The sequence below is a fragment of the Bradyrhizobium sp. Mp19 genome (assembly GCF_029952935.1).
In the GTDB taxonomy this organism is placed as follows: Bacteria; Pseudomonadota; Alphaproteobacteria; order Rhizobiales; family Xanthobacteraceae; genus Bradyrhizobium; species Bradyrhizobium elkanii.
Genome location: NZ_JASAUT010000031.1, coordinates 40,556 through 62,802, shown reverse-complemented (window position 1 = coordinate 62,802; position 22,247 = coordinate 40,556). Strand labels below are relative to the sequence as shown.

Below are 22,247 nucleotides of genomic sequence, written 5' to 3'. Positions count from 1 at the left end.
GGCGGAATTCATGCGAATATTGTTGACCGGCTCCTCCGGCTGGCTCGGCCGTTTCCTCGCGCCGCGGCTTCGACAGGCCGGCCATGACGTGGTCGGCCTCGACGTCGTCGCGGGTGAGGCGACCGATGTCACAGGCTCGGTAGCCGAACGATCGGTGGTCGAGCGTGTGTTCGCCGATCACGGCATCGAGGCCGTGATCCATGGCGGGGCGCTGCACAAGCCCGATATCGCGCGGTTCGCGCCGCAGGCCTTTGTCGACGTCAACGTCACAGGCACGCTCAATTTGCTGCAGGCAGCAGTGGCTGCCGGCCACGACCGTTTCGTCTTCACCTCGACGACCTCGCTGATGATCTCGCAGGCGATCCGCGACGAGGAAGGCCATGCTGCGGTGTGGCTCGACGAGACGACAGGACCGCTCGAGCCGCGCAACATTTACGGAGTGACAAAACTCGCCGCTGAAGGGCTGTGCCGCCTGTATAGTCGCGAGCACGGGCTGAACTGCGCGGTGTTGCGCACCAGCCGCTTCTTCCCCGAGGATGACGACACCATCCGTGACATCCATGGTGAGAACCTGAAGGCGACCGAGCTGCTGTACCGCCGCCTCACGGTCGAGGACGCCGCCGATGCCCATGTCGTGGCGCTGGACAAGATCCGCGGCTTCGAGGTCTTTGTGATCAGCGCGCCGACGCCGTTTGCGCGCGGCGACGTCGCCGACCTGAAGACGGACGCGGCTGGCGTGATCGCGCGCCATTTCCCTGATGCGCCGGCGCTGTTCGCGCGGCGCGGCTGGCGTCTGCCGAAATCGATCGGCCGGATCTACGACGCCGGCAAGGCCGAACGGCTGCTCGGCTTCCGCGCTGGGACGGATTTCGCAGCGGTGCTCGGCGCCTTGCGCAGCGGCGCGCCGCTTCCCTTTGCGCACGATCCCGATTATGTCTCGCCGTCAACGAGGCTCGCAAATGACTGATTTCCACGGCGTCTTTCCGTACCTGGTGTCCCCGGTCGACCCCGCCGGCCATGTCCGGACCGAGGTGCTGGGCCGGCTCTGCGACGATCTGGTCAAGGCCGGCGTCCACGGCTTGACGCCGCTCGGCTCGACCGGCGAGTTCGCCTATCTCAACAATGCGCAGCGCATGCAGGTGGTGCAGACCACGATCGAGGCCGCGCAGGGCCGCGTGCCCGTGGTGGCCGGCGTCGCCTCGACCTCGACGGCGGATGCTGTGGCGCAGGCCAAGGCCTACCAGAAGCGCGGCGCGACCGGCATACTCGCGATCCTGGAGGCCTATTTCCCGATCGCCGATGCGCAGGTCGAATCCTATTTCCGCGCCATCGCCGATGCCGTCGACATTCCGGTCGTGATCTACACCAATCCGAATTTCCAGCGCTCCGACCTCACGCTCGACGTCATCGCGCGGCTCGCCGAGCATCCGCGCATCGGCTACATCAAGGACGCCTCGACCAACACCGGGCGGCTGCTGTCGATCATGAACCGCTGCGGCGACAGCCTGAAAGTGTTCTCGGCCTCCGCCCATATTCCGGCCGCGGTGATGCTGATCGGCGGCCATGGCTGGATGGCGGGCCCGGCCTGCATCATCCCGCGGCAGAGCGTCGAGCTCTACAATCTGTGCCGCCGCACCCGCTGGGACGAGGCGATGACCTTGCAGCGCAAGCTCTGGCGCATCAACGAGGCGTTTGCCCGCTTCAACCTCGCCGCCTGCATCAAGGCCGGGCTGGCGAGCCAGGGCTACGACGTCGGCGACCCCGTGCCGCCGCAGGCGCCGCTCGCGGCCGAGCAGCGCAAGGTGGTCGAGGCGGCGTTGCGCGATCTGGCCTGAAGCCGTCGGGGGCTGCGCGGCAAAATGCCGGGCAATCCGCCTTGGCCATGCCGGAAACCTCTGCTTCTTCAGCGCGTTTGTTGCGTGGAGCACACCAATGAATCGGCGCACCGTCCTTGTCCTGGCCGTGATTGCGGCCGTTCTGCTGATCTTCGCGGCCGGCAGCATCCGTCAGGCGCCGTGGAGCGGCCCGGCTGCCCGCGCCGTCGCCGAGCGCGGCGCGCTGTCGGATGCCGAAAAGGCCAATGTCGAGATCTTCGAGAAGGTCTCGCCGTCGGTGGTGCAGGTGGTGACGCAAACCGCCGCCAATCCGCTGAGCGAGGACCAGGAGGGCGGCGGCGCGGCGTCGGGCACCGGCATTGTCTGGGACAATGACGGCCACGTCGTCACCAACAACCATGTCGTGCAGAACGCAGGCCAGGTCGCGATCCGCTTTGCCTCCGGCGAAGCGGTACGCGCCGAGATCGTCGGCACGGCGCCGAACTACGATCTGGCCGTGCTGCGCATCCGCAGCGCGCGCAAGCTGCCGCCGTCGTTGGCGCTCGGCAGCTCGTCCGATCTCAAGGTCGGCCAGTTTGCCTATGCGATCGGCAACCCGTTCGGGCTCGATCAATCGATGTCCAGCGGCATCATCAGCGCGCTCAAGCGCCGGCTGCCGACCTCGAGCGGCCGCGAGATCTCCAATGTGATCCAGACCGACACCGCGATCAATCCGGGCAATTCGGGCGGCCCGTTGCTCGATTCCGCCGGCCGGCTGATCGGCGTGACCACGGCGATCCTGTCGCCGTCGGGCTCGAATGCCGGCATCGGCTTTGCGATCCCGGTCGACATCGTCAATCGCGTGGTGCCCGAGCTGATCCGCAACGGCCGCGTGCCGACGCCGGGGATCGGCATCGTCACCGCCAATGAGGCGGTCGCCACCCGTATCGGTGCCGAAGGATTGATCGTGGTACGCACGACACCGGGGTCGCCGGCCGAGCGCGCCGGGATACGCGGGGTCGACATGTCGACCGGTGAGCTCGGCGACGTGATCACCGCGGTCGACGGCAAGCCGGTCCACCGGCTCTCCGATCTGGCCGACCAGCTCGAGCAGATCGGGGTCGGCAAGAAAGTGCGGCTCAGCGTGAACCGCGACGGCTCGGCGCGCGATGTCGAGGTCGCCATCGTCGATATCGGCCGGGCGCAATAATGTCGTCACTGGCCTGACGCGTGCCACCGAATTGTGCTTCCGCGCGCCGCGCGACGACACGCCTGTCCTCCGGCCGGCGCGTGGTTGTCAGGCCGCCAAAATCCGCTAAAACCCCCGCCAAATTCTCTGGAAATTCTTGGAAGCTCGAAGGACCCTCTGATGAACATTCTTCCCGGCAATATGCGTTTTGGTGCGGGCCAGCCAGTCAAGCGTCTGGAGGACCAGCGGCTGGTCACCGGGAAGGGGCATTTCATCGACGACAAGCCGCAGGACGGCGCGCTCTGGCTGCACGTGCTGCGCTCGCCGCACGCACACGCCTACATCAAGTCGATCGACGCCAAGGCGGCGCTGGAGATGCCCGGCGTCAAGGCCGTTTATACCGGCGCCGACCTCGTCAAGGACGATATCGGCACGCTGCCGACGCTTGCGATCTTCAAGCGGCCCGACGGCTCGCCGATGACCGTGCCGCCGCGGCGCCTGCTGGCTCATGAGGTGGTGCGTTACGCGGGCGAGGGCGTCGCGGCCGTGGTCGCGACCTCGCGGGTGCTGGCGCAGACCGCGACTGAGGCGATCGAGATCGATTACGAGGTGCTGCCCTCGGTGGTCGATCCGGTCGAGGCGATCAAGCCGGGCGCGCCGGCGGTCTGGCCGGAGGCGCCCGACAACATCGTGGCCGCGATGAGCTATGGCGATGCCGCCAAGGTCGAGGAAGCCTTCGCCAACGCCGCGCACACGGTGTCGCTCGACCTGGTCAGCCAGCGCCTGGTGCCGTCGGCGATGGAGCCGCGCTCGACCATTGCCGAGATCGAGAAGAAGACCGGCCGGCTGATTCTCCACGTGCAGTCGCAGACCCCGGGCTCGACCCGCGACCTGTTGGCGGAATCGATCCTGAAGCGGCCGAAGGACAGCGTGCGCGTGCTGGTCGGCGACATCGGCGGCGGCTTCGGCCAGAAGACCAGCCTGTATCCGGAAGACGGCATCGTCGCCTATGCCGCGACCAAGCTGAACGAGAAGATCCGCTGGCGCGGCGACCGCACCGACGAGTTCGTCGGCGGCACCCATGGCCGCGATCTGACCTCGACCGGCGAGTTCGCACTCGACGCCAAGGGCCGCGTGCTGGCCTATCGGGTGCGCTCGATCGGCGGCACCGGCGCCTATTCGTCGGGCACCGCCAACATCATTCCGCTGGTGCTCGGCCCGTTCGTGCAGACCGGCGTCTACGATTTGCCGCTGGTGCATTTCGAGGTGAAGTCGGTGATGACCCACACCGCGCCGGTCGGCGCCTATCGCGGCGCCGGCAGGCCCGAAGCGGTGTTCATCGTCGAGCGGTTGTTCGATGCGGCCGCGCGCCAGATCGGCATGGATCCGCGCACCATCCGCAAGGTCAACTACATCAAGCCGGCGCAGCTGCCCTACACCAATGCGGTCGGGCAGGTGTACGATTCCGGTGCCTTCGCGCACATGCTGGAGCGCGCGTCTGATTTGGCCGACTGGAACGGCTTTGCCGCGCGCAAGAAGGCGGCGAAGAAGAAGGGCCTGCTCTACGGCCGCGGCCTGACCAGCTACATCGAGTGGACCGGCGGCCGCGCCCACACCGAGAACGTCTCGCTGCACGCGACCGCCGAGGGCCGCATCATTCTGCATTCCGGCACGATGGCGATGGGGCAGGGCCTCGCCACCACCTACACCCAGATGATCGCCGATACGCTCGGCATCGCCATGGACAAGATCGACGTCATCCAGGGCGACACGGACCTCGCCACCGGCTTCGGCAGTGTCGGCTCGCGCTCGCTGTTCGTCGGCGGCACCGCGGTTGCGGTCTCCAGCAACGACATGATCAACAAGGCGCGCGACAAGGCCTCCAATTTGCTGGAAGCCTCCGTCGAGGACATCGAGTATCGCGACGGCTTCCTCACCGTGGTCGGCACCGACAGGCGCATCAGCCTGTTCGAGATCGCGGCTAAGGAAAGCGGCGCAAAGCTCTCGGTCGAGAGCGAGGGCAATGTCGACGGGCCGAGCTGGCCGAACGGCACGCATATCTGCGAGGTCGAGATCGATCCCGAGACCGGCGTCACGCGGGTGGTGCGCTACACCACGGTCGACGACGTTGGCGTTGCGGTCAATCCGATGCTGGTGACGGGGCAGGTGCATGGCGGTGTTGTCCAGGGCATCGGCCAGGCGTTGTACGAAGGAGTGGCCTACAACGAAGAAGGCCAGCTGCTGACCGCGAGCTATCAGGACTATTGCATCCCGCGCGCGGACGACATTCCGCCGATCACGGTGACGCTCGATGGCTCCGCGCCGTGCAAGACCAATCCGCTGGGCGCCAAGGGCTGCGGCGAGTCCGGTGCGATCGGCGGGCCGCCCTGCATCACCAACGGCGTGATGGATGCGCTGAGCGAAGTCGGGATCATCCAGCTGAACACGCCGCTGACGCCGTCGAAGATCTGGCAGGCGATCCGCGACGCCAAGGTGGGGGCGGCGTAGTGTCATTCCGGGGCGCGCCAGCGCGAACCCGAAATCTCGCGCCATAACATCGAGGTTCCGGGTTCATCGCTTTGCGATGCCCCGGAACGACGGTGCCCTACAGCCCCAACACCATCTTCGCGATGATGTCGCGCTGGATCTCGGACGAGCCGCCGAAGATCGTATAGGCGCGCCCGTTGAGATATTCCGGCACCACCGGCAGCAGTTCTTCGGGGATCGCCGGCTCGTGGTTGAGCCGGTAGAACGGCCGCGCCGGCTCGACGGCAAGCCCATCCTGGCCGATCACGTCGACGCCGAGCCGCGTCACCGCCTGGCGGATCTCGCTGACGCGGAGCTTGATCAGCGACGACACCGCGCCGGGATTCTGCCCGGTCTGCAGCGCCGACAGCACCCTGAGCTCGGTCATCTCGAGCGCATCGATATCGACCTCGACCTCCGACATGGGGATCGCGATGTCGGGATCCTCGATGGCACGGCCGGTGATCTCGGAGACTGCGAGATCGGAGATCGTCTTCAGCGCCTCGCGCAGCTTGGCCGACGCGATGCCGGAGCCGCGCTCGAATTCGAGCAGGTACTTGCCGTAGGTCCAGCCCTTGCCTTCCTCGCCGACGCGGTTGGCGACGGGTACCCGGACGTCGTCGAAGAACACCTGGTTGACCTCGTGGTCGCCGCCGATGGTCAGGATCGGGCGCGTGGTGATGCCCGGCGTCTTCATGTCGATCAGGATGAAGCTGATGCCGTCCTGCTGCCGCTCGCCGTCATTGGTGCGCACCAGCGCGAACATGCGGTTGGCGTGGTGCGCATGCGTGGTCCAGATCTTGGTGCCGTTGATGACGTAGTCGTCGCCGTCGCGCACCGCGCGGGTCTTCAGTGAGGCGAGGTCGGAGCCCGAGCCCGGCTCGGAATAGCCCTGACACCAGTAGTCTTCGCCGGAGAGAATCCGCGGCAGGTAGAAGTTCTGCTGCTCGGGCGAGCCGAACCCGATGATGACGGGGCCGACCATCTTCACCCCCATCACGTTGACATTGGGCACGCCGGCGCGGGCGCATTCGGCCTCGAAGATCCAGCGCTGGGCCGGCGTCCAGTCCGGTCCGCCATGTTCCACCGGCCAGCCCGGGGCGCCCCAGCCCTTCTTGTGCAGCGCGCGCTGCCAGGCCATGCCGATATCGGGGTCGGAGAACACCGACGGCGTCAGCGCGGTGGCGCGCTTCATCTCCGGCGTGAGGCTCCCGGCAATGAACTCGCGGACTTCCTGCTCGAAGGCGCGTTCCTCGGCGCTGAAGGTGAGATCCATGGTGCGCTCTCCGTTAGGCGTGGGCGCGGCCGCTGAGCGCGGCGTGGCGGCGGTAATGATGGGCGCTGTTGCCGAACAGCGTATCGAAGGCGAGCAGCCGCTTGAAATAGGCGCCGATGTCGAGCTCCTCGGTGACGCCCATCGCGCCGTGCAGCTGCACCGCCTGCTCGGCGACGAAGCGCGCGCATTTGCCGATCTTCGCCTTGGCGCCGGACGCCGCACGGCTGCGGGCCACGGGCTCGGCATTGGCCATCAGCGCGGCGCGCAGGGCCATCGAGCGCGCCTCGTCGACCTGCATCGCGACGTCGGCGAGGCGGTGACGGATCACTTGGTTGGCCGACAGCGGCCGGCCGAACTGTTTTCGAATCTTGGTGTATTCGAGCGTGGTGTCGAGCAGCGTTTGCATGATGCCGACCGCTTCCGCACCGAGCGCGGCCATCGCGCGGTCGACCACGGTTTCGATCGCAGACAGCGCATCCTGGCCGTCGCCGAGCAGCGCATCGGCGGGCAATTGCACATCCCTGAGATCGAGATTGCAGCCGCGGCCGCCACCGAGCCGCGCGTAATCGCGCAGCGCGAGACCCGCCGTTCCCGCCGGCATCAGGAACAGTCCGAGCTTGCCCGTCGCGCCGTTGGCGCTGGCAGCGCGGGCGGAGACGATGATCTGGTTGGCGGCGGCGCCGTCGAGCACCGCGATCTTGCTGCCGTTCAGCTTCCAGCCGTCGGCAGTCTTGGTCGCCGTCGTGTCGACATGGCCGAGGTCGAAGCGCGCGGCGCGCTCGGAATGCGCGAAGGCGAGCGTGAGCGCGCCCTCGGCAACTTTGGGCAGGATCGCCTGCTGCTGCGCCTCGGTGCCGCATTCGGCGACCAGTGCGGCGCCGATCACGACGGTGGAAAGGAACGGCTCGGACACCAGGCCACGACCGAACGCCTCCATCAGCAGCCCGATCTCGATCGCGCCGCCGCCGAGCCCGCCATGGGCTTCGGCGATCGGCAGCGCAAGCCAGCCAAGCTCGGCGAACTGCTTCCAGATCGCAGGCGAATAGCCCAACGGGTCGTTCGCCGCCTTCTTGCGATGATCTGACGTGAAGGTCTCCGCCACGAAGCGGTCGGCACTTTCGCGCAGCAGGCGCTGCTCGTCGCTGAGGGTGAGGTCCATCTGGCTTTCTACACGTTGGCGGTTTTCTTGACGGAGGGATGCAGACCCGCGGGGTCCACCACCATTCCGAATTCCTGGAGATTATGGGCGTGGCAGAGCTGATGCAGCGCAAACGCCTGATCGATCGCGGCTGGCTGCCCCATGATGTCGATCGAGCGGTTCACCGCTTCCTTGGAGAGCTTCAGCGCAAAGGCGGGCTTGGCGGCAATGCGCCGTGCCAGCGCCAGCGTGAACGACGTGAGATCGCCGCGCGGCACCACATGATTGACCATGCCGAGGCGATGCGCCTCGTCGGCGCTCCAGATGTCGGCGGTGAACAACATCTCCTTGGCCTTGCGCGCGCCGAGCTCCCAGGGATGCACGAACCACTCGACGCCGCAGACGCCCATCGTCACCACGGGATCGCAGAATTCGGCATCGCTGCTCGCGACGATCAGGTCGCAGGCCCAGGCCAGCATCAGCCCGCCGGCGATGCACTTGCCGTGCACCTCCGCGATCGTGGGCTTTGCCAGATTGCGCCAGCGCCGTGTGATCTGCAGATAGATCTCCTGCTCGCGCGCGAAGCGGCCGTGGGCGTTGGGCTCGGCGAAGCCGCCCCAATTTCCGACTGGCGGGAAATCGACGCCGGCCTGGTTCTTGGCGCCGGGCCGCAGATCGTGGCCGGCCGAGAAATGTGGACCGTTGCCGGCGAGGATGATGACCTTGATCGCGTCGTCCTGCACCGCCTGGTCGAAGGCGGCGTTGAGGTCGTAGGTCATCTGCAGGTTCTGGGCGTTGCGCGCCTCGGGGCGGTTCATCACGATCCGCGCAATCGCGGGCTCGGGCCGTTCGACAACCATCGTCTCGAATTGTTCAGACGCCAATGGATCCTCCCGCGATCGATTTTTTTGCCATGATGAACGGCGCGGGCAGGGATAGGCAAGCGTCATCATCCGCAAAAGAAGCCGCGAAATCCGCCGCACGGGATTATCCGGCGAAAATCTGTTAAGCTGACGCGGAATCCACCGGGGAGGACCATCTTCATGCGCAAGCTTTGGACCGTGCTCGCAGCGCTGGCGACATTGAGCCTGACCAACTGCGGCTACAACGCGATCCAGACCAATGACGAGCAGGTCAAGTCGGGCTGGTCGGAGGTGGTGAACCAGTACCAGCGGCGCGCCGATCTCGTGCCCAACCTGGTCAACTCGGTGAAGGGCTTTGCGCAGCAGGAGAAGGACGTGCTGCTCGGCGTCACCAACGCGCGCGCCAAGGTCGGCAGCATCCAGGCAACGCCCGAGGTGCTCAACGATCCGGCTGCGTTCCAGAAGTTCACGCAGGCGCAAGGCGAATTGACCAGCGCGCTGTCGCGGCTCTTGGTCGTCACTGAAAATTATCCGCAGCTGAAATCGGATGCGCTGTTCCGCGACCTGATGGCGCAGCTCGAGGGCACCGAGAACCGCATCACGGTGGCGCGCAATCGCTACATCAAGGCGGTGCAGGACTACAACGTCGGCATTCGCACCTTCCCGAACAATCTGACCGCGATGGCGTTCGGCTACAAGGAGAAGCCCAACTTCACGGTCGACAATGAAAAGGAAATATCGACCGCGCCGAAGGTCGATTTCAATAATCCGTCGCCGGCCCCGGCGCCGTCGAAATAACGCCGGCGTGCGCGCATCGCGATGACCGCCGCACGCGTTATCCTGCTCGCCTTCCTGCTGGGCTTGGTGTGCCCGGCATGGGCTGAGGTCGCGGTGCCTCCGCTCACCGGCCGCGTCGTCGACCAGACCGGGACGCTGTCCGCCGGCGATGTCGCATCGCTGACCGACCGGCTGAAGGATCTGGAGACCCGCAAGGGCAGCCAGATCGCAGTCCTTATCGTGCCCACTACGGGCGAAGAAACCATCGAGCAGTTCTCGATCCGCGTGGCCGAGGCCTGGAAGATCGGGCGCAAGAAGATCGACGACGGTGCGCTCCTCGTCGTCGCCAAGAACGATCGGCATTTGCGCATCGAGGTCGGCTACGGCCTCGAAGGCGTGCTGAGCGATGCCGTCACCCATCGCATCATCGACGAAGACATCACGCCGAAATTCAAGGCCGGCGATTTCGCCGGCGGCATCTCGGCCGGCGTCGACCGGATGATCCGCCTGATCAATGGCGAGCAATTGCCGGCGCCGGAGCCCGAGCATTGGCAAGGGCCGAACCTGGTCGACTTCGCCAATCCGGTGACGATCTTTATCGTCATCATCGTGGCCGGCGTGTTGCGTGGGATACTGGGACGGTTGTTGGGCTCGGTCGCGACCGGCGGTGTCGTCGGCGTCTTCACCTGGATGGTGGCCGGCTCGCTCGCCACGGCGCTGGTGGTCGGCCTGTTCGCCGCCATCGCGGCGCTGATCTTCGGCGGATTGAACTTTGGCGGTCCGGCGGCAGGCTCGGGACCGTACCGGCGCGGCGGCGGTTATTCCGGCGGCTGGTCCGGCGGCGGGGGCTGGAGCAGCGGCTCGAGCTCGAGCGATAGCGGCGGCTTCAGCGGCGGAGGCGGCAGCTTCGGCGGCGGCGGCGCCTCGGGGAGCTGGTAGGCATGGGCATCAAGCGCATTGGCAAGCATCTGCTCGAACACCGCTGGCGGGTGCGGCGTGATTTTCCGCCGCGCGTGCTCGACGCCATCGAGCGGGCGATCAAGGCCGGCGAGGCCACTCATTCCGGCCAAATCCGTTTCGTCGTCGAGGGCGCGCTCGACGGCGTGCCGCTGTTCCGCAATCAGCCTGCGCGGGAGCGCGCGCTCGACGTGTTCTCGCATTTGCGGATCTGGGACACCGATCACAACAATGGCGTTCTGATCTATCTGTTGCTCGCCGACCGCGACGTCGAGATCGTCGCTGACCGCGGCATCGACGCGAAGGTCAGCCATGCCGGCTGGGAGGCGATCTGCCGCACGATGGAAACGGACTTCCGGGCCGGCCGGTTCGAGCAGGGCGTGATCAAGGGGATTGAGGCGGTGTCGCGCGAGCTGGCGAAGTATTTTCCGCCGCCGGCCGGCCCGAACGAGCTGCCGGACAAGCCGGTGGTGATTTGAGTTCGTCATTCGGGGGCGATGCGAGAGCATCGAACCTCAGATGCGCAATCGCGCATCGGGGAATCCAGGGGTACTGGCTTGAGATTCCGGGTTCGCGCTACGCGCGCCCCGGAATGACGGTAGAGAGAGGTCTACGCCTTCACCGATGGCCGCGCGCCGACGCGGCTGAACCAGGCGACGATGTTGGCGTTCGACTGGTCCAGCGGCTGGCCGACCTGGTTGCCGAAATCGAGCCAGCAATAGAGCAGCATGTCGGCGAGCGTGAAGCGCTTGCCGCAGATATAGTCGCGGCCGTCGGCCATCTGGTCATCGAGCCATTTGATGCGGTTGGCGGCGATCATCTTCAGGCCGGGCGAGGCTTCGGGCGCAACGGGAATGCGCTTCTCGAAGAATTTCAGCGCTTCGCCGAAGCGGTAGCCGTTGGCGAGCGGCTCGGCGATGTTGAGATCGACGCGGCGCGTCCACATCCGGCATTCCGCCCGCTCTTCCGGCGTGGTGCCGATCATCGCGGGCGAGGGGTGCTTCTCCTCGAGATATTCGCAGATCGCCGTAATTTCCGAGAGGTAGTTGCCGCAATCCAGCTCGAGCGCCGGCATCTGGCCGTGCGGATTACGCTTCAGGTGTTCCGTCTCGCGGTTCTCGCCCTTGCGCAGGTCGACGGTCTGCTTGGGTATCTCGATGCCCTTCTCCGCCATGAACATGCGCACGATGCGCGGATTGGGTCCGATCGAGTCGTAAAGCTTCATGGTCCTCGCTCCCTGTTTTCTTCAGCGTTGTTGTTGCCGCTGTTGAACAGGCCGGGCGTGGATTTGTCAAATGTGAAGGTGCTCGGTCGCCCGAACGTCATTGCGACCCGTTGGCTCGCAACGACGGGGAAGAACCAAGCGTCAATCGTCGAGCTTGTTGAGGTCGCGCACCGACTGCATGATCGGCTCGAAATTCGAGCGCGCGTCGAGCGCGTCGAACAGTTGCGCGGTGTCCTCGAGCAGGCCGTGCGAGCGCTGCAGCGCGATCCGGACATCATCCTGCGGCGTATCGGACAGCCGGCCATGACCCGACAGCAGGATCTTCGAGTTGAGGCCCTTCAGCCGCTCCAGCGACTGGATGTAGTCGGCGATCGAGCCGGAGCCGAACACGCCGCCCATCACGCCGCCGGGCATCAGCGTGTCGGCGGCGAACAGCAGGCCCTTGTCCTGGTCGAACAGCGTGATGCAGGCCGAGGTGTGGCCGGGCGTGTACATCACGTTGAGGCGGAAATTGCCGAGGTCGATCAGGTTACCTTCCTCGAGCCAGATGTCGATATCGATCGGCACGTTCGGCTCGTTGAACATCTTGCGCAGCATCGAGAAATCGTCGCGCAGCATGATCTTGTTGGCGGCGAGCCGGTGCGCGGCGATATAGGCGCTGCCGTGGAAATGATAGGCCGCGCCGATGTGGTCGAGATGCTCATGGCTCAGCACCACCATGTCGATCATCTCGGGCGTCACCCCGAGATGGTTGAGGCAGGCAATGAGCGATGGATAGTTGGTCGACAGTCCGACGTCGATCATGATCGTCCGCTTGCTGCCGCGCACCAGATAGGCGTTCGCCGCACGGTTCTTGAAGCGGATCTGATAGACGTCGTCGGCAGCCTGGATCAGCGTTGCGACCTCGGCGTCGAACAGCGTCTTGAACGGGCTTGGCTTGCGGTCGCTCATGGGGTTGCCGCCGTCCGGTAAGTGACCGCGTTGGATGCGCGCAGGCGCTTCGAGAGCGCATCCATCACCATCAGCGCAAACGCCGGTTGCTGGCTGACCAGATAGACGAAGCGGGCGTGGTTGATCCGCATCACCCGCGTCGCGGGCGCTGAGGCGATCGCGGTCGCCGAGCGCGCCGAGCCGTCGATCACGGCCATCTCGCCGAAGAACTCGCCCTTGCCGAGGCTGACGATAACAGTCTTGTTTCCGCGATCGATCTTGGCGATGTCGACCTTGCCGTCGAGCACGACAAACAACTCGCGGCCGGTCGAGCCTTCCTCAAAGATGACGTCATCGACACCAAATTCCTTGATGCATTTCTCGATCGTCATGGCGCTCTCCTGCCTTCTGGCTGGAAGATGGCGGTATGTTAATCGGGAAAGCGCCGCGCGCAAACGGAAGCGGCGCAGATTGCCGCAGGGCAGCATCGCCCAAATCCGGCCCGGAAAACTCCCTAAAATTTAGGTAATGGCGGAGCGGGGTAACCATTTCGCAAGCAATAAAAGTTACCGAATTGTCAACCTAGTCTGGAGACTTTGAACGTGAGTGAGCAGCAGAGCGAGCCGGTCAGCGGTCAAACCGGCGCCGAAACGGCGGCGAAAAGCGAGCCCGTGATGGCCGCGACCGGTGTCGAAGCTCCCCGGCTTGCGCCCGAGCAGGAAGAGACGTCGCCAAAGGCGGACGCGCCCCGGATGGACGCGCCCAAGATTGAACCCTCGAAGGTTGAACCGCCCAAGATCGAGCCCAAGATCGGGTCCACGATCGAGCCGAAGGTCGAGGCCAAGGTCGAGCCGACCAATATGGACGTGCCCAAGGTCGAGACCGGCAAGCGGGAAGAGCCGCATTTTCCGGGCAAGCTGATGATCATGGCGCCGGGTGACCGCACCTGGGACCATGAGGCGACCGCATCCAGGCCGGGCGCCGAGCAGGCGGCCAAGGCGGCAGGCAAGCCGGCCGGCCCGCGCCGGATCGGGGCGATGGCCGCGGTGATCGCGCTGGCGACCGTGGCCGGCGCCGTTGGCGGTGCGCTCGCGACCGCGGGGCTCGGCCATCTTGCCACCCCCGCCGTCGCCTCCGCGACGGATACGGCTGCCAAGGACGCGGCGGCGAAGGAAGCGGCCGATGCCGCGCTCGCCCGGATCGAATCCGAAATCGCCGCGCTGAAGGCCAGCGTCGAGCAGACCGCCAAGGCCGGCCAGGCCCAGTTCAGCAAGGCCAGCGACCGGATCGAGAAGGTCGAGAAGGCCCAGGCCGAGCCGATGGCCAAGCTTAACAAGCTCAGCGAGGCGGTCGACAAGCTCCGCGCCACGCCGCAGACGACCGTCGCCGCGGCGACGCCCGCCCGTGAGGTCACGGGCTCGATCACCCCGGCGACTGCCGCGGCGGCCCCGGCCGCGCCCAGGCCCGAGGTCGGCCGCCTGCCGGTGGTCGACGGCTGGTCGCTGCGCGACGTCGGCAATGGCGGCGCGTTGATCGAGGGCCGCGGCGGCATCTACGAGGTTTACGCCGGCGACCCCGTCCCGGGCCTCGGCCGTGTCGACGCCATCCGCAAGCAGGATGGCCGCTGGGTGGTCGTCACCAGCAAGGGCCTGATCGTTTCGCGCTGATCGCCGAAACGCGACAACACCAAGGCGCTTCACCACGATGTGAAGCGCCTTTTTTCTTGAATAGGGTTTGCCGCGCGGTGTTAGTGGGGCATGAGCCGTGCGCTGAAATGCCTCCTGCTGATGTCCGTCCTGCTCTGCGGCGTTGCGCCCGTACAGGCTGCCGAGGATCGCGTGCTCGAGCGCGGCGCGGCTGTCATCGATCCCGCCATCCTGCGCGAGCTCGATCATGGCCGCTTCAACCTCGGCCGGATGCTCGCGCCGGAGCGTTCCGCCGACACGCCGCTGTCCAACCGCGATCTGTTCGGGCTCGCCGCGATGATTCCGGTGCGCGAGGCGCTGGATCGCGAATTCGATCGCTACGTCGCAAAGCATAAGGCAAGCCTGCCGAATGAGAGCATCGGTGTCGGCGACGGCTTCGCGTTTCAGCTGTTCGATCGCGCGCCGCTTGAATCCCCCGACGTCCGCTTCGTGCTGTCAGGCATCGTCAACCGCATGGACCGCGCCTATGTGGCGCCGAAAGACTGCGGCGAGATCCGGTTGATCTACCGGCTGACCCGCACCGATGTGCCGCCGATCGGCGAGAACGCAGTCTCGCAACGGCTGCCGATGACGCTGAACCTCGTGCTGAAGGCGAAGGGTGACGGCAACGACGCATCGCTCGGCTGCCGCGAAATCGCGCGGCGCTGGCTCGCGATCGGCAGCGCGCCGCCGGCGATGGAGAAACTGTTCGGCAAGGATGGTCCGCTCGACCTGATCGACGCGCGCAATATCGATCGCATCGAGACCAATCTGCAGATCGCGCACGCGCCGAAATCCGCGGTGCGCGATTTCCGCACCGACTATCTGCTCAAGGTGTTCGATTATGACCGCGCGGCAAAGCGCTTTGCCGAGGCGCCGCTGGAGAACCAGATCGATCGCGACCGCATTCTGGCGGACGAGGCACTGAGGCGCGACTTCAAGGCGTGGCTGCTCGATCCCAAACATTTTGCCGAGCTCGATCGCGGCACCTTGCTGGTCCCCGATCGCTTCCTCGCGACCTCAGCGGTCGCGCCGACGCCGACCGGTTTCGATGTCAGCGAGCTGGAGCCCGAGTTCGGCATGGTGCAGGGTGAGGGCACAGCCGGCAACGCGGTGTTCTCGGATGGCGACATCGTCGGCGCCCTGCAGAAGGCCGCGGCCGACGGAACGAAGCTGCAAAACATCCAGTCGCTGGCCGGCTTCGAACGGCGCCTCAACGATGTCACCTGCGCCGGCTGCCACCAGACCCGCGGCATCGGCGGCTTCCATTTCCCCGGCGTCGACTGGATGGCGGCAAAGCCGTCGAACTCCACTGTGGTGCCGGCCTCGCCGCATTTCTTCGGCGACCAACCCCGCCGCCGCGATATCCTCGCAAGCTTCCGCGACGGCAAGGCGCCGGACTTTTCGCGCGGCTTCTCCAACCGGCCGCAACTGCGCGGCAGCACCGAGCTTGCCGGCACCGAATACAGCGACGGCTGGGGCGCGCATTGCTATCTGCCGGGCGCGAGGCCCGCCGAGATCGACCGCAGCTTCCGCGGCTGGACCTGCGCCGAGGGCCTTGCCTGCCAGGTGGCCGGGAAGGCCTCGCGCATCGGGATGTGCTTCGTGAAGGGCCGGTGATTTCGGCCGGAACCGAAGCGGCTGCGCGTCATTATTCGATGCTACATTCCGCGTCGCGACCACGCCCCGAACAGCCCAGCCTTGAGCGGAGACCGGCCGATGAGTGCTCCCGAGCAGGACAAGCAGCGCGACCGCGAGATCGCGGCCAACGAGGCCGAACGTCAGGCGGTCAGCGCCGTCCGCGTCAGCAGCTGGGCGATCGGGCTCGCGGTCATCATCGGCATCATCGTTGTGGCCATCGTCTGGGCCTGGATGAAGCGCTGAAGCGACGCTCTACGGAGATCGATCCGCTACGCCACCGCGCCGGATGCGCGCAGCTTTTGGATCGTGGCATCGTCGTAGCCGGCCTGGCGCAGGATCTCGTCGGAATGCTCGCCGACCTCGGGCGGCTTGCGCGGCTGCACCTTCCTCGCGCCGTCGATGAAGATCGGGCTGTTGACGGTCAGCATGGTGTCGTTCTCGAAGCGCACTAGCACCTCGTTCTCGATCATCTGCTTGTCGTTCGGGATGTCGTCGAGGATGCCGACGACGCCGAACACGAGACCGTTGCCGTCGAGGATCTTGCGCCATTCGGCGAGGTCTTTGCTAGCGAATACCTCGTCGAAGATCTTGATCAGCTCGACCGAGCGCGCATGGCGGTCCGCCTTGGTGGCGAAGCGCGGATCGGCGATGAGGTCCTCGCGGCCCATGCAGCGCGCCAGCGTCGGCCATTGCCGGTCTTCATTGAGCAGCGACAGGATCAGCCAGCGGCCGTCCTTGCACTTGTAGTGGTTGGTGACCGCGTTCAGCGCCTCTTCGCGCGGCTTGCGCTTCTTGAACTTGGCGCCGGCGAGCTTGGCCTGCGCCAGCACGCCGTTGGCCCAGACGCCGTTGGCCATCAGATTGGTCGAGACATGCGAGCCCTTGCCGGTCTTCTCGCGCTGGAACAGCGCGGTGACGATCGCGCCGTAGAACGCCATCGCGCAAGGGTGATCGCCCATGCCGGCGACGGAACGGGCCGGCGTGGTCTCCTCGTCGGCGCGCACCAGATCCATCAGGCCGGAGCGGGCCCAATAGGCGTTGGAGTCGAAGCCGGGCTTGTTGGCCTCTTCGCCCTTCTCGCCATAGCCGGTGAAGGAGGCGTAGATCAGCCGGTCGTTGAGATGGGCGAGATGGTCGTAGGTGATGCCGAGCTTCTGGCGCACCTGCGGCGGCATGTTGGTGATGAAGACGTCGGCCTCGGCGACGAGCTTGTACAGCACCTGCTGCGCGTCGGGCTTGGTGAGGTCGAGCGCGAGGCTCTTCTTGTTGCGGGCCTCCAGCATCCACGCGAAATTGTGCTCGCTCGATGGATAGCCGGGCAGATTGGGCAGATTGCGATAGGGGTCGCCGGCGCCGGGCGGCTCGATCTTGATGACGTCGGCGCCGAAGTCGGACAGCACGGTGGCGGCCGCGGGCGCGGCGATGAAGCTCGCGCAGTCCAGGACCTTGAGCCCGTCAAAAATGCCTTTTTCCATCGTGCCGTCGCTCCCGTGGCGCTTGTTGGTGTTTTTCCGGTAGCTGGAATAATCGCAAGCGATGATCCCGATCGGACCGCCATTTGACCCATCTGGGGGGCACGATGCAACGGCTTGTTAGGCCGTCATTGCGAGGAGCGAAGCGACGAAGCAATCCATGTTTCGGCTTGCGGAGGTATGGATTGCTTCGCGGAGCCTGTCATCGGGCGCGCGTTCGCGCGACCCGTTGGCTCGCAATGACGGTGTCTACTACTCCACCCCCGCCATCAGCGCCGCATTGCCGCCCGCGGCGGCGGTGTTGATGGTGATCGTCTGCTCGGTGGCGAAGCGCGCGAGGTAATGCGGGCCGCCGGCCTTGGGGCCGGTGCCGGAGAGGCCGCTGCCGCCGAACGGCTGCACGCCGACCACGGCGCCGATCATGTTGCGGTTGACATAGATGTTGCCGACCTGGAGGCGGTCGATCACGTGCTCGATCGTGTCGTCGATGCGGGAATGGATGCCGAGCGTCAGCCCGAACCCGGTCGCCTCGATCGCGCTCAGCACCTCGCCGAGCTTGTCGGCGCGGTAGCGCACCACGTGCAGGATCGGGCCGAACACCTCTTCCTTCAGTTGACCGGCCGCCGACAGCTCGAAGATGTGCGGCGCGACGAAATTGCCTGACGGCGCCTCGCCGGCGAGATGCACCCGCGCCTCCTGCTTCATCCGCGCGATATGGGCATCGAGCCGCTGCTTGGCCTCGGCATCGATCACCGGTCCGATATGCGTCGACGGTTCCGAGGGATCGCCGATCTTCAATTCGCGCGCGGCGCCCGCGATCATCTCGATCATGCGGTCGGCGACGTCGTCCTGCACGAACAACAGCCGCAGCGCCGAGCAGCGCTGACCGGCGGAGCGGAACGCCGAAGTCACGACGTCGTCGGCGACCTGCTCGGGCAGCGCGGTGGCGTCGACGATCATGGCGTTGATGCCGCCGGTTTCCGCGATCAGCGGCACGATCGGGCCGTCCTTGGCGGCGAGCGTGCGGTTGATCGACCGCGCGACCTCCGTCGAGCCGGTGAAGACGACCCCGGCAATGGCGGAATTCGCCACCAGCGCGGCGCCGACCGCGCCGTCGCCCTGGACCAGGTGCAGCGCCGATGGCGGCACCCCGGCCTGATGCAGCAGCGCGATGGCTTCGGCTGCGATGCGCGGCGTCTGCTCGGCCGGCTTTGCGATCACCGCATTGCCGGCCATCAATGCCGCCGTCACCTGGCCAAGGAAGATCGCAAGCGGGAAATTCCACGGCGAGATCGCAACGAACGCACCACGGCCGTGCAGCTCCAGCACGTTGCTTTCGCCGGTCGGACCCGGCATCGTCTCGCCTTCACCGAACAGCTTTTGCCCCAGCGCGGCATAGTAGCGGCAGAAGTCGATCGCCTCGCGCACCTCGGAGAGCGCATCGTCGAGGGTCTTGCCGCCCTCGCTTTGCAGCAAAGCGAGGAAATGGGCGCGGCGCTGCTCGAGCAGGCCCGCGGCCTTGTCCAGGATCGCCGCGCGTTTTGTGGCCGGTGTGGCGTTCCAGGCCCTGAAGCCCCGGCGCGCCGCGACAACGACGGCATTCGCCTGCTCGGTTGTTGATGGGGTGATGGAAGGCGAGACCTTGTGCTCGGCCGCGATCGCCGACGTCAGCGCGCCCAGCGCCTTGCGCTCGCCGAACTCGATGCCGTGCGAATTCTCGCGCTGCGGCCGATAAAGCTCGGCCGGCAACGGAATCGCGGAGTGCGACGCCTTGTCGTCGGCGCCGATGATCTCGGCCGGGCGGCGCAGCAGGTCCACAATGGACACACGATTGTCGGCGGCCAGCGCCACGAAGGACGAGTTGGCGCCGTTCTCGAGCAGCCGCCGCACCAGATAGGCGAGCAGGTCGCGGTGGCTGCCGACCGGCGCATAGGTCCGGTGGGCGATCTCGGGCCTGTCCTCGCCGAGCTGGGCGTAGAGCGCTTCGCCCATGCCGTGCAGCCGCTGGAATTCGAAGCTTGAGGGATCGTCGGCGAGTTCGAGGATGGTCGCGACCGTCAGCGCGTTGTGGGTGGCGAATTGCGGAAACAGCCGCGGCCGTAGCGCCAGCAGCTTTCGCGCGCAGGCGACGTAGTTCAGGTCGGTCATCGCCTTGCGGGTGAACACCGGATAGCCGTCGAGCCCACGCTCCTGCGCGCGCTTGATCTCGGTGTCCCAATAGGCGCCCTTGACCAGGCGCACCATCATCCTGCGGTCCAGCGCACGCGTCAGCGCATCGACATAGTCGATGACGTCGGCGGCGCGCTTCTGATAGGCCTGGATTGCGAGGCCAAAGCCGCTCCAGCCGGCGAGCGAGGGGGCGGCGAACGCGGCGGCGATGACGTCGAGCGACAGCTCCAGCCGGTCGGCCTCCTCGGCATCAACGGTGAAGTTGAGCTCGAACGCCTTGGCGCGGCGCGCGAGATCGATCAGCTGCGGCACCAGCTCGGTCATCACTCGCGCGTGGCTCACCGCCTCGAAGCGCGGGTGCAGCGCGGAGAGTTTCACCGAGATGCCGGGCCGGTCGGGCAGGGGCTGATCGCCGGCCGCCTTGCCGATCGCCTCGATCGCGCGGGCGTAGGATTCGAAATAGCGCTGGGCATCGTCGGCGGTGCGCGCACCCTCGCCGAGCATGTCGAACGAATAGCGCGAGCCGCGCGCCGTATGCGATTGCGCGCGCGACAGCGCCGCCTCGATGGTCTCGCCGAGCACGAAATGGCTGCCCATCAGCCGCATCGCCTGCCGCGTCGCGGCGCGCACCGCCGGCGCACCGAGCCGCTTCGTCAGCCGCCCGATCGTGCCCTGCGGCGTCTCGCCGGGCTGGATCACGCGGGCCGACATGCCGAGCGCCCAGGCCGAGGCGTTGACCAGGAACGCGCTCGATCTGGTCTCGTGGTTGACGAAGTCGCCCTGGCCGAGCTTGTCCTCGATGAACTGGTCGGCGGTGCGCGCGTCCGGGACCCGCAGCAGCGCCTCCGCCAGCACCATCAGCGCCAGCCCTTCCTTGGTCGACAGCGCGAACTCCCGCAGCATGTCCTCGACCCCGCCGAGCGGATCGTCATTGGCCCGGATCGCCTCGATCAGGCGGGTTGCGGTGCGGTCGATCCGTGCCTCCACCTCCGCGCCAAGCTTCGCGTCCTGACGCAGGCGGGCGGCGACGGCGGCGTCGTCGGGCGCGTAGGGCGCGTTGAACGGGGGCGGGAGCGGCGACGGGTCTGGCATGGCGGTTCCTGAGATTGTGTGGGAACACGTACGCGCTAGCGAACCGTAGTTCGATAGACAAATTAGCAGATTTGCCTTAGAAAATCAGGATCAATTCGAGAATTACCGTAGATATGACAGAGATCGACAAGACTGACCGCAAAATCCTCTCGATCCTGCAAGGGGATGGCCGGATTGCCAATGTGGAACTGGCGGAAAGGATCGGCCTGTCGCCGACTTCGGTCGGCGAACGGCTGAAGCGGCTGCAGCGCGACGGCTTCGTCGAGGGCTATGGCGCGCGGCTCAATCCGCACCGGCTCGGGCTTGGCCTGCTGGTGTTCGTCGAGGTGCTGCTCGACAAGACCACGCCGGATGTATTCGAGAAGTTCGCCAGGGCGGTCCAGACCGCGCCGGAAGTGCTCGAGTGTCACATGGTGGCCGGCGGCTTCGACTATCTGGTCAAGGCGCGGGTCGCCAACATGACCGCCTATCGCAGGTTTCTTGGCGAGACCCTGCTGGCGCTGCCGGGCGTACGGGAGACGCGAACCTACGCGGTGATGGAGGAAGTCAAGCGCGACGCGCCGCTGCCGGTCGGCTGACATGCACCCGATGCGATCCACAGCCATGCGCCGGATGTCTTGGCATCGCGACGCGCCCGCGATAATCCTTTGGTTGAGTTGGGGCAGTGGATCATGAAAGACGCCGATCAGCCGATACGAGCGATGCGGGCCGGATTTGCCGGCGCGCTTGCTGTGCTCATGCTGTCGTTGCCGTCGGTGGCGCCGGCCCGCGCAGCCGAGCTCAGCTCCGGCGTCATGCAGCTCTATTCCTCGGTCTCGATCTATCCGCCGTCGGCGACGGGGATGACGGTCTGTTACGGCTTCGTCTGCCGGCGTCGCGAGATGCTTGACTTCAGCGCGGCCGACCGGGCGGCCCTGACCAAGATCATGGCCGCGGGCCGCGCCAATGCCGCCGCCGAACGCGCGGCCGTGCAAAAGGCCGTGATCTGGTTCGACCGCCGCATGGGGCCGATCCTCGGCACCGACAAGCGCGTGGCGAAAGCGGACTTCCGCGCCAACGACGACAAACACAATTATGATTGCTGGGACACGACGCGGAACACGACCAGCCTGATGCTGGTGATGCAGGCGTGGAACCTGTTCAGGTTTCATGACGTCGGGGATCCCCACTACCGCGGATTTTCGTTGGCGCAAACGCCGCACAACACCGCCGTTCTCGTCGAGCGCGCGACCAAGGTGGAATGGGCCGTCGATCTCTGGCCCCGCGGCTATCTGCAACCGCCTGACGTCATGACCGTCGCCAAATGGGTGACGGAAGATTGAACGACTGAGCAGTGCAGCTGCGCGTTCCGCGCTGTTCCCATCCTCATTGATCGCAGGGGTATAGCGTTCCGCCTGACGCCGGAACCGAACGCCAAGGTTCGAACACTAAGCTTCGAACAGTAATCTTCGAACGATATGGTTCCAAAAAATACGTTCAGCGCCGATCACCAT

The 22,247-nt window shown here is 66.2% G+C and carries 20 protein-coding genes; 12 read left to right on the top strand and 8 right to left on the bottom strand.

The annotated features are described in order from the left end of the window. Positions 1-10: 10 nt before the first annotated feature. The 4 genes from QJT82_RS28630 (at position 11) to QJT82_RS28615 (ending at position 5,511) form a co-directional block, all read left to right on the top strand. The gene (locus tag QJT82_RS28630) at positions 11-967 is read left to right on the top strand and encodes an NAD(P)-dependent oxidoreductase (protein ID WP_028342525.1); all 957 of its coding nucleotides are present in this window, start codon (positions 11-13) and stop codon (positions 965-967) included. After that, positions 960-1,835, top strand: coding sequence for a dihydrodipicolinate synthase family protein (locus QJT82_RS28625; protein ID WP_028342524.1), 876 nt, complete (start codon positions 960-962; stop codon positions 1,833-1,835). The genes QJT82_RS28630 and QJT82_RS28625 overlap by 8 nt, the downstream gene beginning before the upstream one ends. A gap of 97 nt (positions 1,836-1,932) precedes the next feature. Beyond that, positions 1,933-3,024 carry a trypsin-like peptidase domain-containing protein gene (locus QJT82_RS28620; protein WP_028342523.1) on the top strand — a complete coding sequence of 364 codons (1,092 nt, stop codon included), beginning with the start codon at positions 1,933-1,935 and terminating at the stop codon, positions 3,022-3,024. 159 nt (positions 3,025-3,183) lie between these two features. Next, positions 3,184-5,511 carry a xanthine dehydrogenase family protein molybdopterin-binding subunit gene (locus tag QJT82_RS28615; protein WP_028342522.1) on the top strand — a complete coding sequence of 776 codons (2,328 nt, stop codon included), beginning with the start codon at positions 3,184-3,186 and terminating at the stop codon, positions 5,509-5,511. A 97-nt stretch (positions 5,512-5,608) separates the two neighbouring features. Here the strand turns inward: QJT82_RS28615 and QJT82_RS28610 are convergent, their stop codons facing one another. The 3 genes from QJT82_RS28610 to QJT82_RS28600 are packed head-to-tail and all read right to left on the bottom strand — an operon-like array spanning position 5,609 to position 8,827. Continuing rightward, positions 5,609-6,805, bottom strand: coding sequence for an acyl-CoA dehydrogenase family protein (locus QJT82_RS28610; RefSeq protein ID WP_028342521.1), 1,197 nt, complete (start codon positions 6,803-6,805; stop codon positions 5,609-5,611). A gap of 13 nt (positions 6,806-6,818) precedes the next feature. Further along, positions 6,819-7,964, bottom strand: a complete 1,146-nt coding sequence (locus tag QJT82_RS28605; RefSeq protein WP_028342520.1) for an acyl-CoA dehydrogenase — start codon at positions 7,962-7,964, stop codon at positions 6,819-6,821. A gap of 8 nt (positions 7,965-7,972) precedes the next feature. Further along, entirely contained in the window at positions 7,973-8,827 is an 855-nt protein-coding gene (locus QJT82_RS28600) for an enoyl-CoA hydratase (RefSeq protein WP_028342519.1), read from the bottom strand. Between the two features lie 159 nt (positions 8,828-8,986). Here QJT82_RS28600 and QJT82_RS28595 point away from each other — a divergent pair, with 159 nt between their 5' ends. From QJT82_RS28595 to QJT82_RS28585, 3 genes are read left to right on the top strand one after another with little or no spacing between them, the layout of a single operon-like run. Then, positions 8,987-9,604, top strand: coding sequence for a LemA family protein (locus tag QJT82_RS28595; RefSeq protein WP_028342518.1), 618 nt, complete (start codon positions 8,987-8,989; stop codon positions 9,602-9,604). 21 nt (positions 9,605-9,625) lie between these two features. Then, positions 9,626-10,522 (top strand): YgcG family protein, encoded by an 897-nt coding sequence (locus QJT82_RS28590; protein ID WP_028342517.1) that lies wholly within the window; start codon positions 9,626-9,628, stop codon positions 10,520-10,522. A 2-nt stretch (positions 10,523-10,524) separates the two neighbouring features. After that, positions 10,525-11,019, top strand: coding sequence for a TPM domain-containing protein (locus tag QJT82_RS28585; RefSeq protein ID WP_028342516.1), 495 nt, complete (start codon positions 10,525-10,527; stop codon positions 11,017-11,019). Between the two features lie 131 nt (positions 11,020-11,150). Here the strand turns inward: QJT82_RS28585 and QJT82_RS28580 are convergent, their stop codons facing one another. From QJT82_RS28580 to QJT82_RS28570, 3 genes are all read right to left on the bottom strand, one after another. Then, the gene (locus tag QJT82_RS28580; RefSeq protein WP_028342515.1) at positions 11,151-11,765 is read right to left on the bottom strand and encodes a glutathione S-transferase family protein; all 615 of its coding nucleotides are present in this window, start codon (positions 11,763-11,765) and stop codon (positions 11,151-11,153) included. A gap of 141 nt (positions 11,766-11,906) precedes the next feature. Then, on the bottom strand, positions 11,907-12,716 hold the full coding sequence (locus QJT82_RS28575) for an MBL fold metallo-hydrolase (RefSeq protein ID WP_028342514.1): 810 nt from the start codon (positions 12,714-12,716) through the stop codon (positions 11,907-11,909). Continuing rightward, complete coding sequence (locus QJT82_RS28570) at positions 12,713-13,087, bottom strand: cyclic nucleotide-binding domain-containing protein (protein ID WP_018273297.1); 375 nt, start codon at positions 13,085-13,087, stop codon at positions 12,713-12,715. Before QJT82_RS28570 ends, QJT82_RS28575 begins: the two co-directional genes overlap by 4 nt. 204 nt (positions 13,088-13,291) lie before the next feature. Here QJT82_RS28570 and QJT82_RS28565 point away from each other — a divergent pair, with 204 nt between their 5' ends. The 3 genes from QJT82_RS28565 (at position 13,292) to QJT82_RS28555 (ending at position 16,264) form a co-directional block, all read left to right on the top strand. After that, a complete protein-coding gene (locus QJT82_RS28565; protein ID WP_028342513.1) occupies positions 13,292-14,362 on the top strand; it encodes a hypothetical protein in 1,071 nt (356 codons plus the stop codon). A 90-nt stretch (positions 14,363-14,452) separates the two neighbouring features. Next, positions 14,453-16,000, top strand: a complete 1,548-nt coding sequence (locus QJT82_RS28560) for a hypothetical protein (protein ID WP_028342512.1) — start codon at positions 14,453-14,455, stop codon at positions 15,998-16,000. Between the two features lie 99 nt (positions 16,001-16,099). Next, on the top strand, positions 16,100-16,264 hold the full coding sequence (locus QJT82_RS28555) for a hypothetical protein (protein ID WP_196238199.1): 165 nt from the start codon (positions 16,100-16,102) through the stop codon (positions 16,262-16,264). 26 nt (positions 16,265-16,290) lie between these two features. On the opposite strand, the gene QJT82_RS28550 is transcribed toward QJT82_RS28555, so the two are convergent. Both QJT82_RS28550 and putA read right to left on the bottom strand, forming a co-directional pair. Beyond that, positions 16,291-17,496 (bottom strand): CoA transferase, encoded by a 1,206-nt coding sequence (locus tag QJT82_RS28550; protein ID WP_028342511.1) that lies wholly within the window; start codon positions 17,494-17,496, stop codon positions 16,291-16,293. A 249-nt stretch (positions 17,497-17,745) separates the two neighbouring features. Continuing rightward, a complete protein-coding gene (gene putA, locus QJT82_RS28545) occupies positions 17,746-20,754 on the bottom strand; it encodes a bifunctional proline dehydrogenase/L-glutamate gamma-semialdehyde dehydrogenase PutA (RefSeq protein WP_028342510.1) in 3,009 nt (1,002 codons plus the stop codon). A gap of 113 nt (positions 20,755-20,867) precedes the next feature. On the opposite strand from putA, the gene QJT82_RS28540 reads away from it, so the two are divergent. Next, a complete protein-coding gene (locus tag QJT82_RS28540; protein ID WP_018273295.1) occupies positions 20,868-21,332 on the top strand; it encodes an Lrp/AsnC ligand binding domain-containing protein in 465 nt (154 codons plus the stop codon). Positions 21,333-21,455: 123 nt separating this feature from the next. Beyond that, complete coding sequence (locus QJT82_RS28535) at positions 21,456-22,076, top strand: hypothetical protein (protein WP_028342509.1); 621 nt, start codon at positions 21,456-21,458, stop codon at positions 22,074-22,076. Positions 22,077-22,247: the final 171 nt, after the last annotated feature.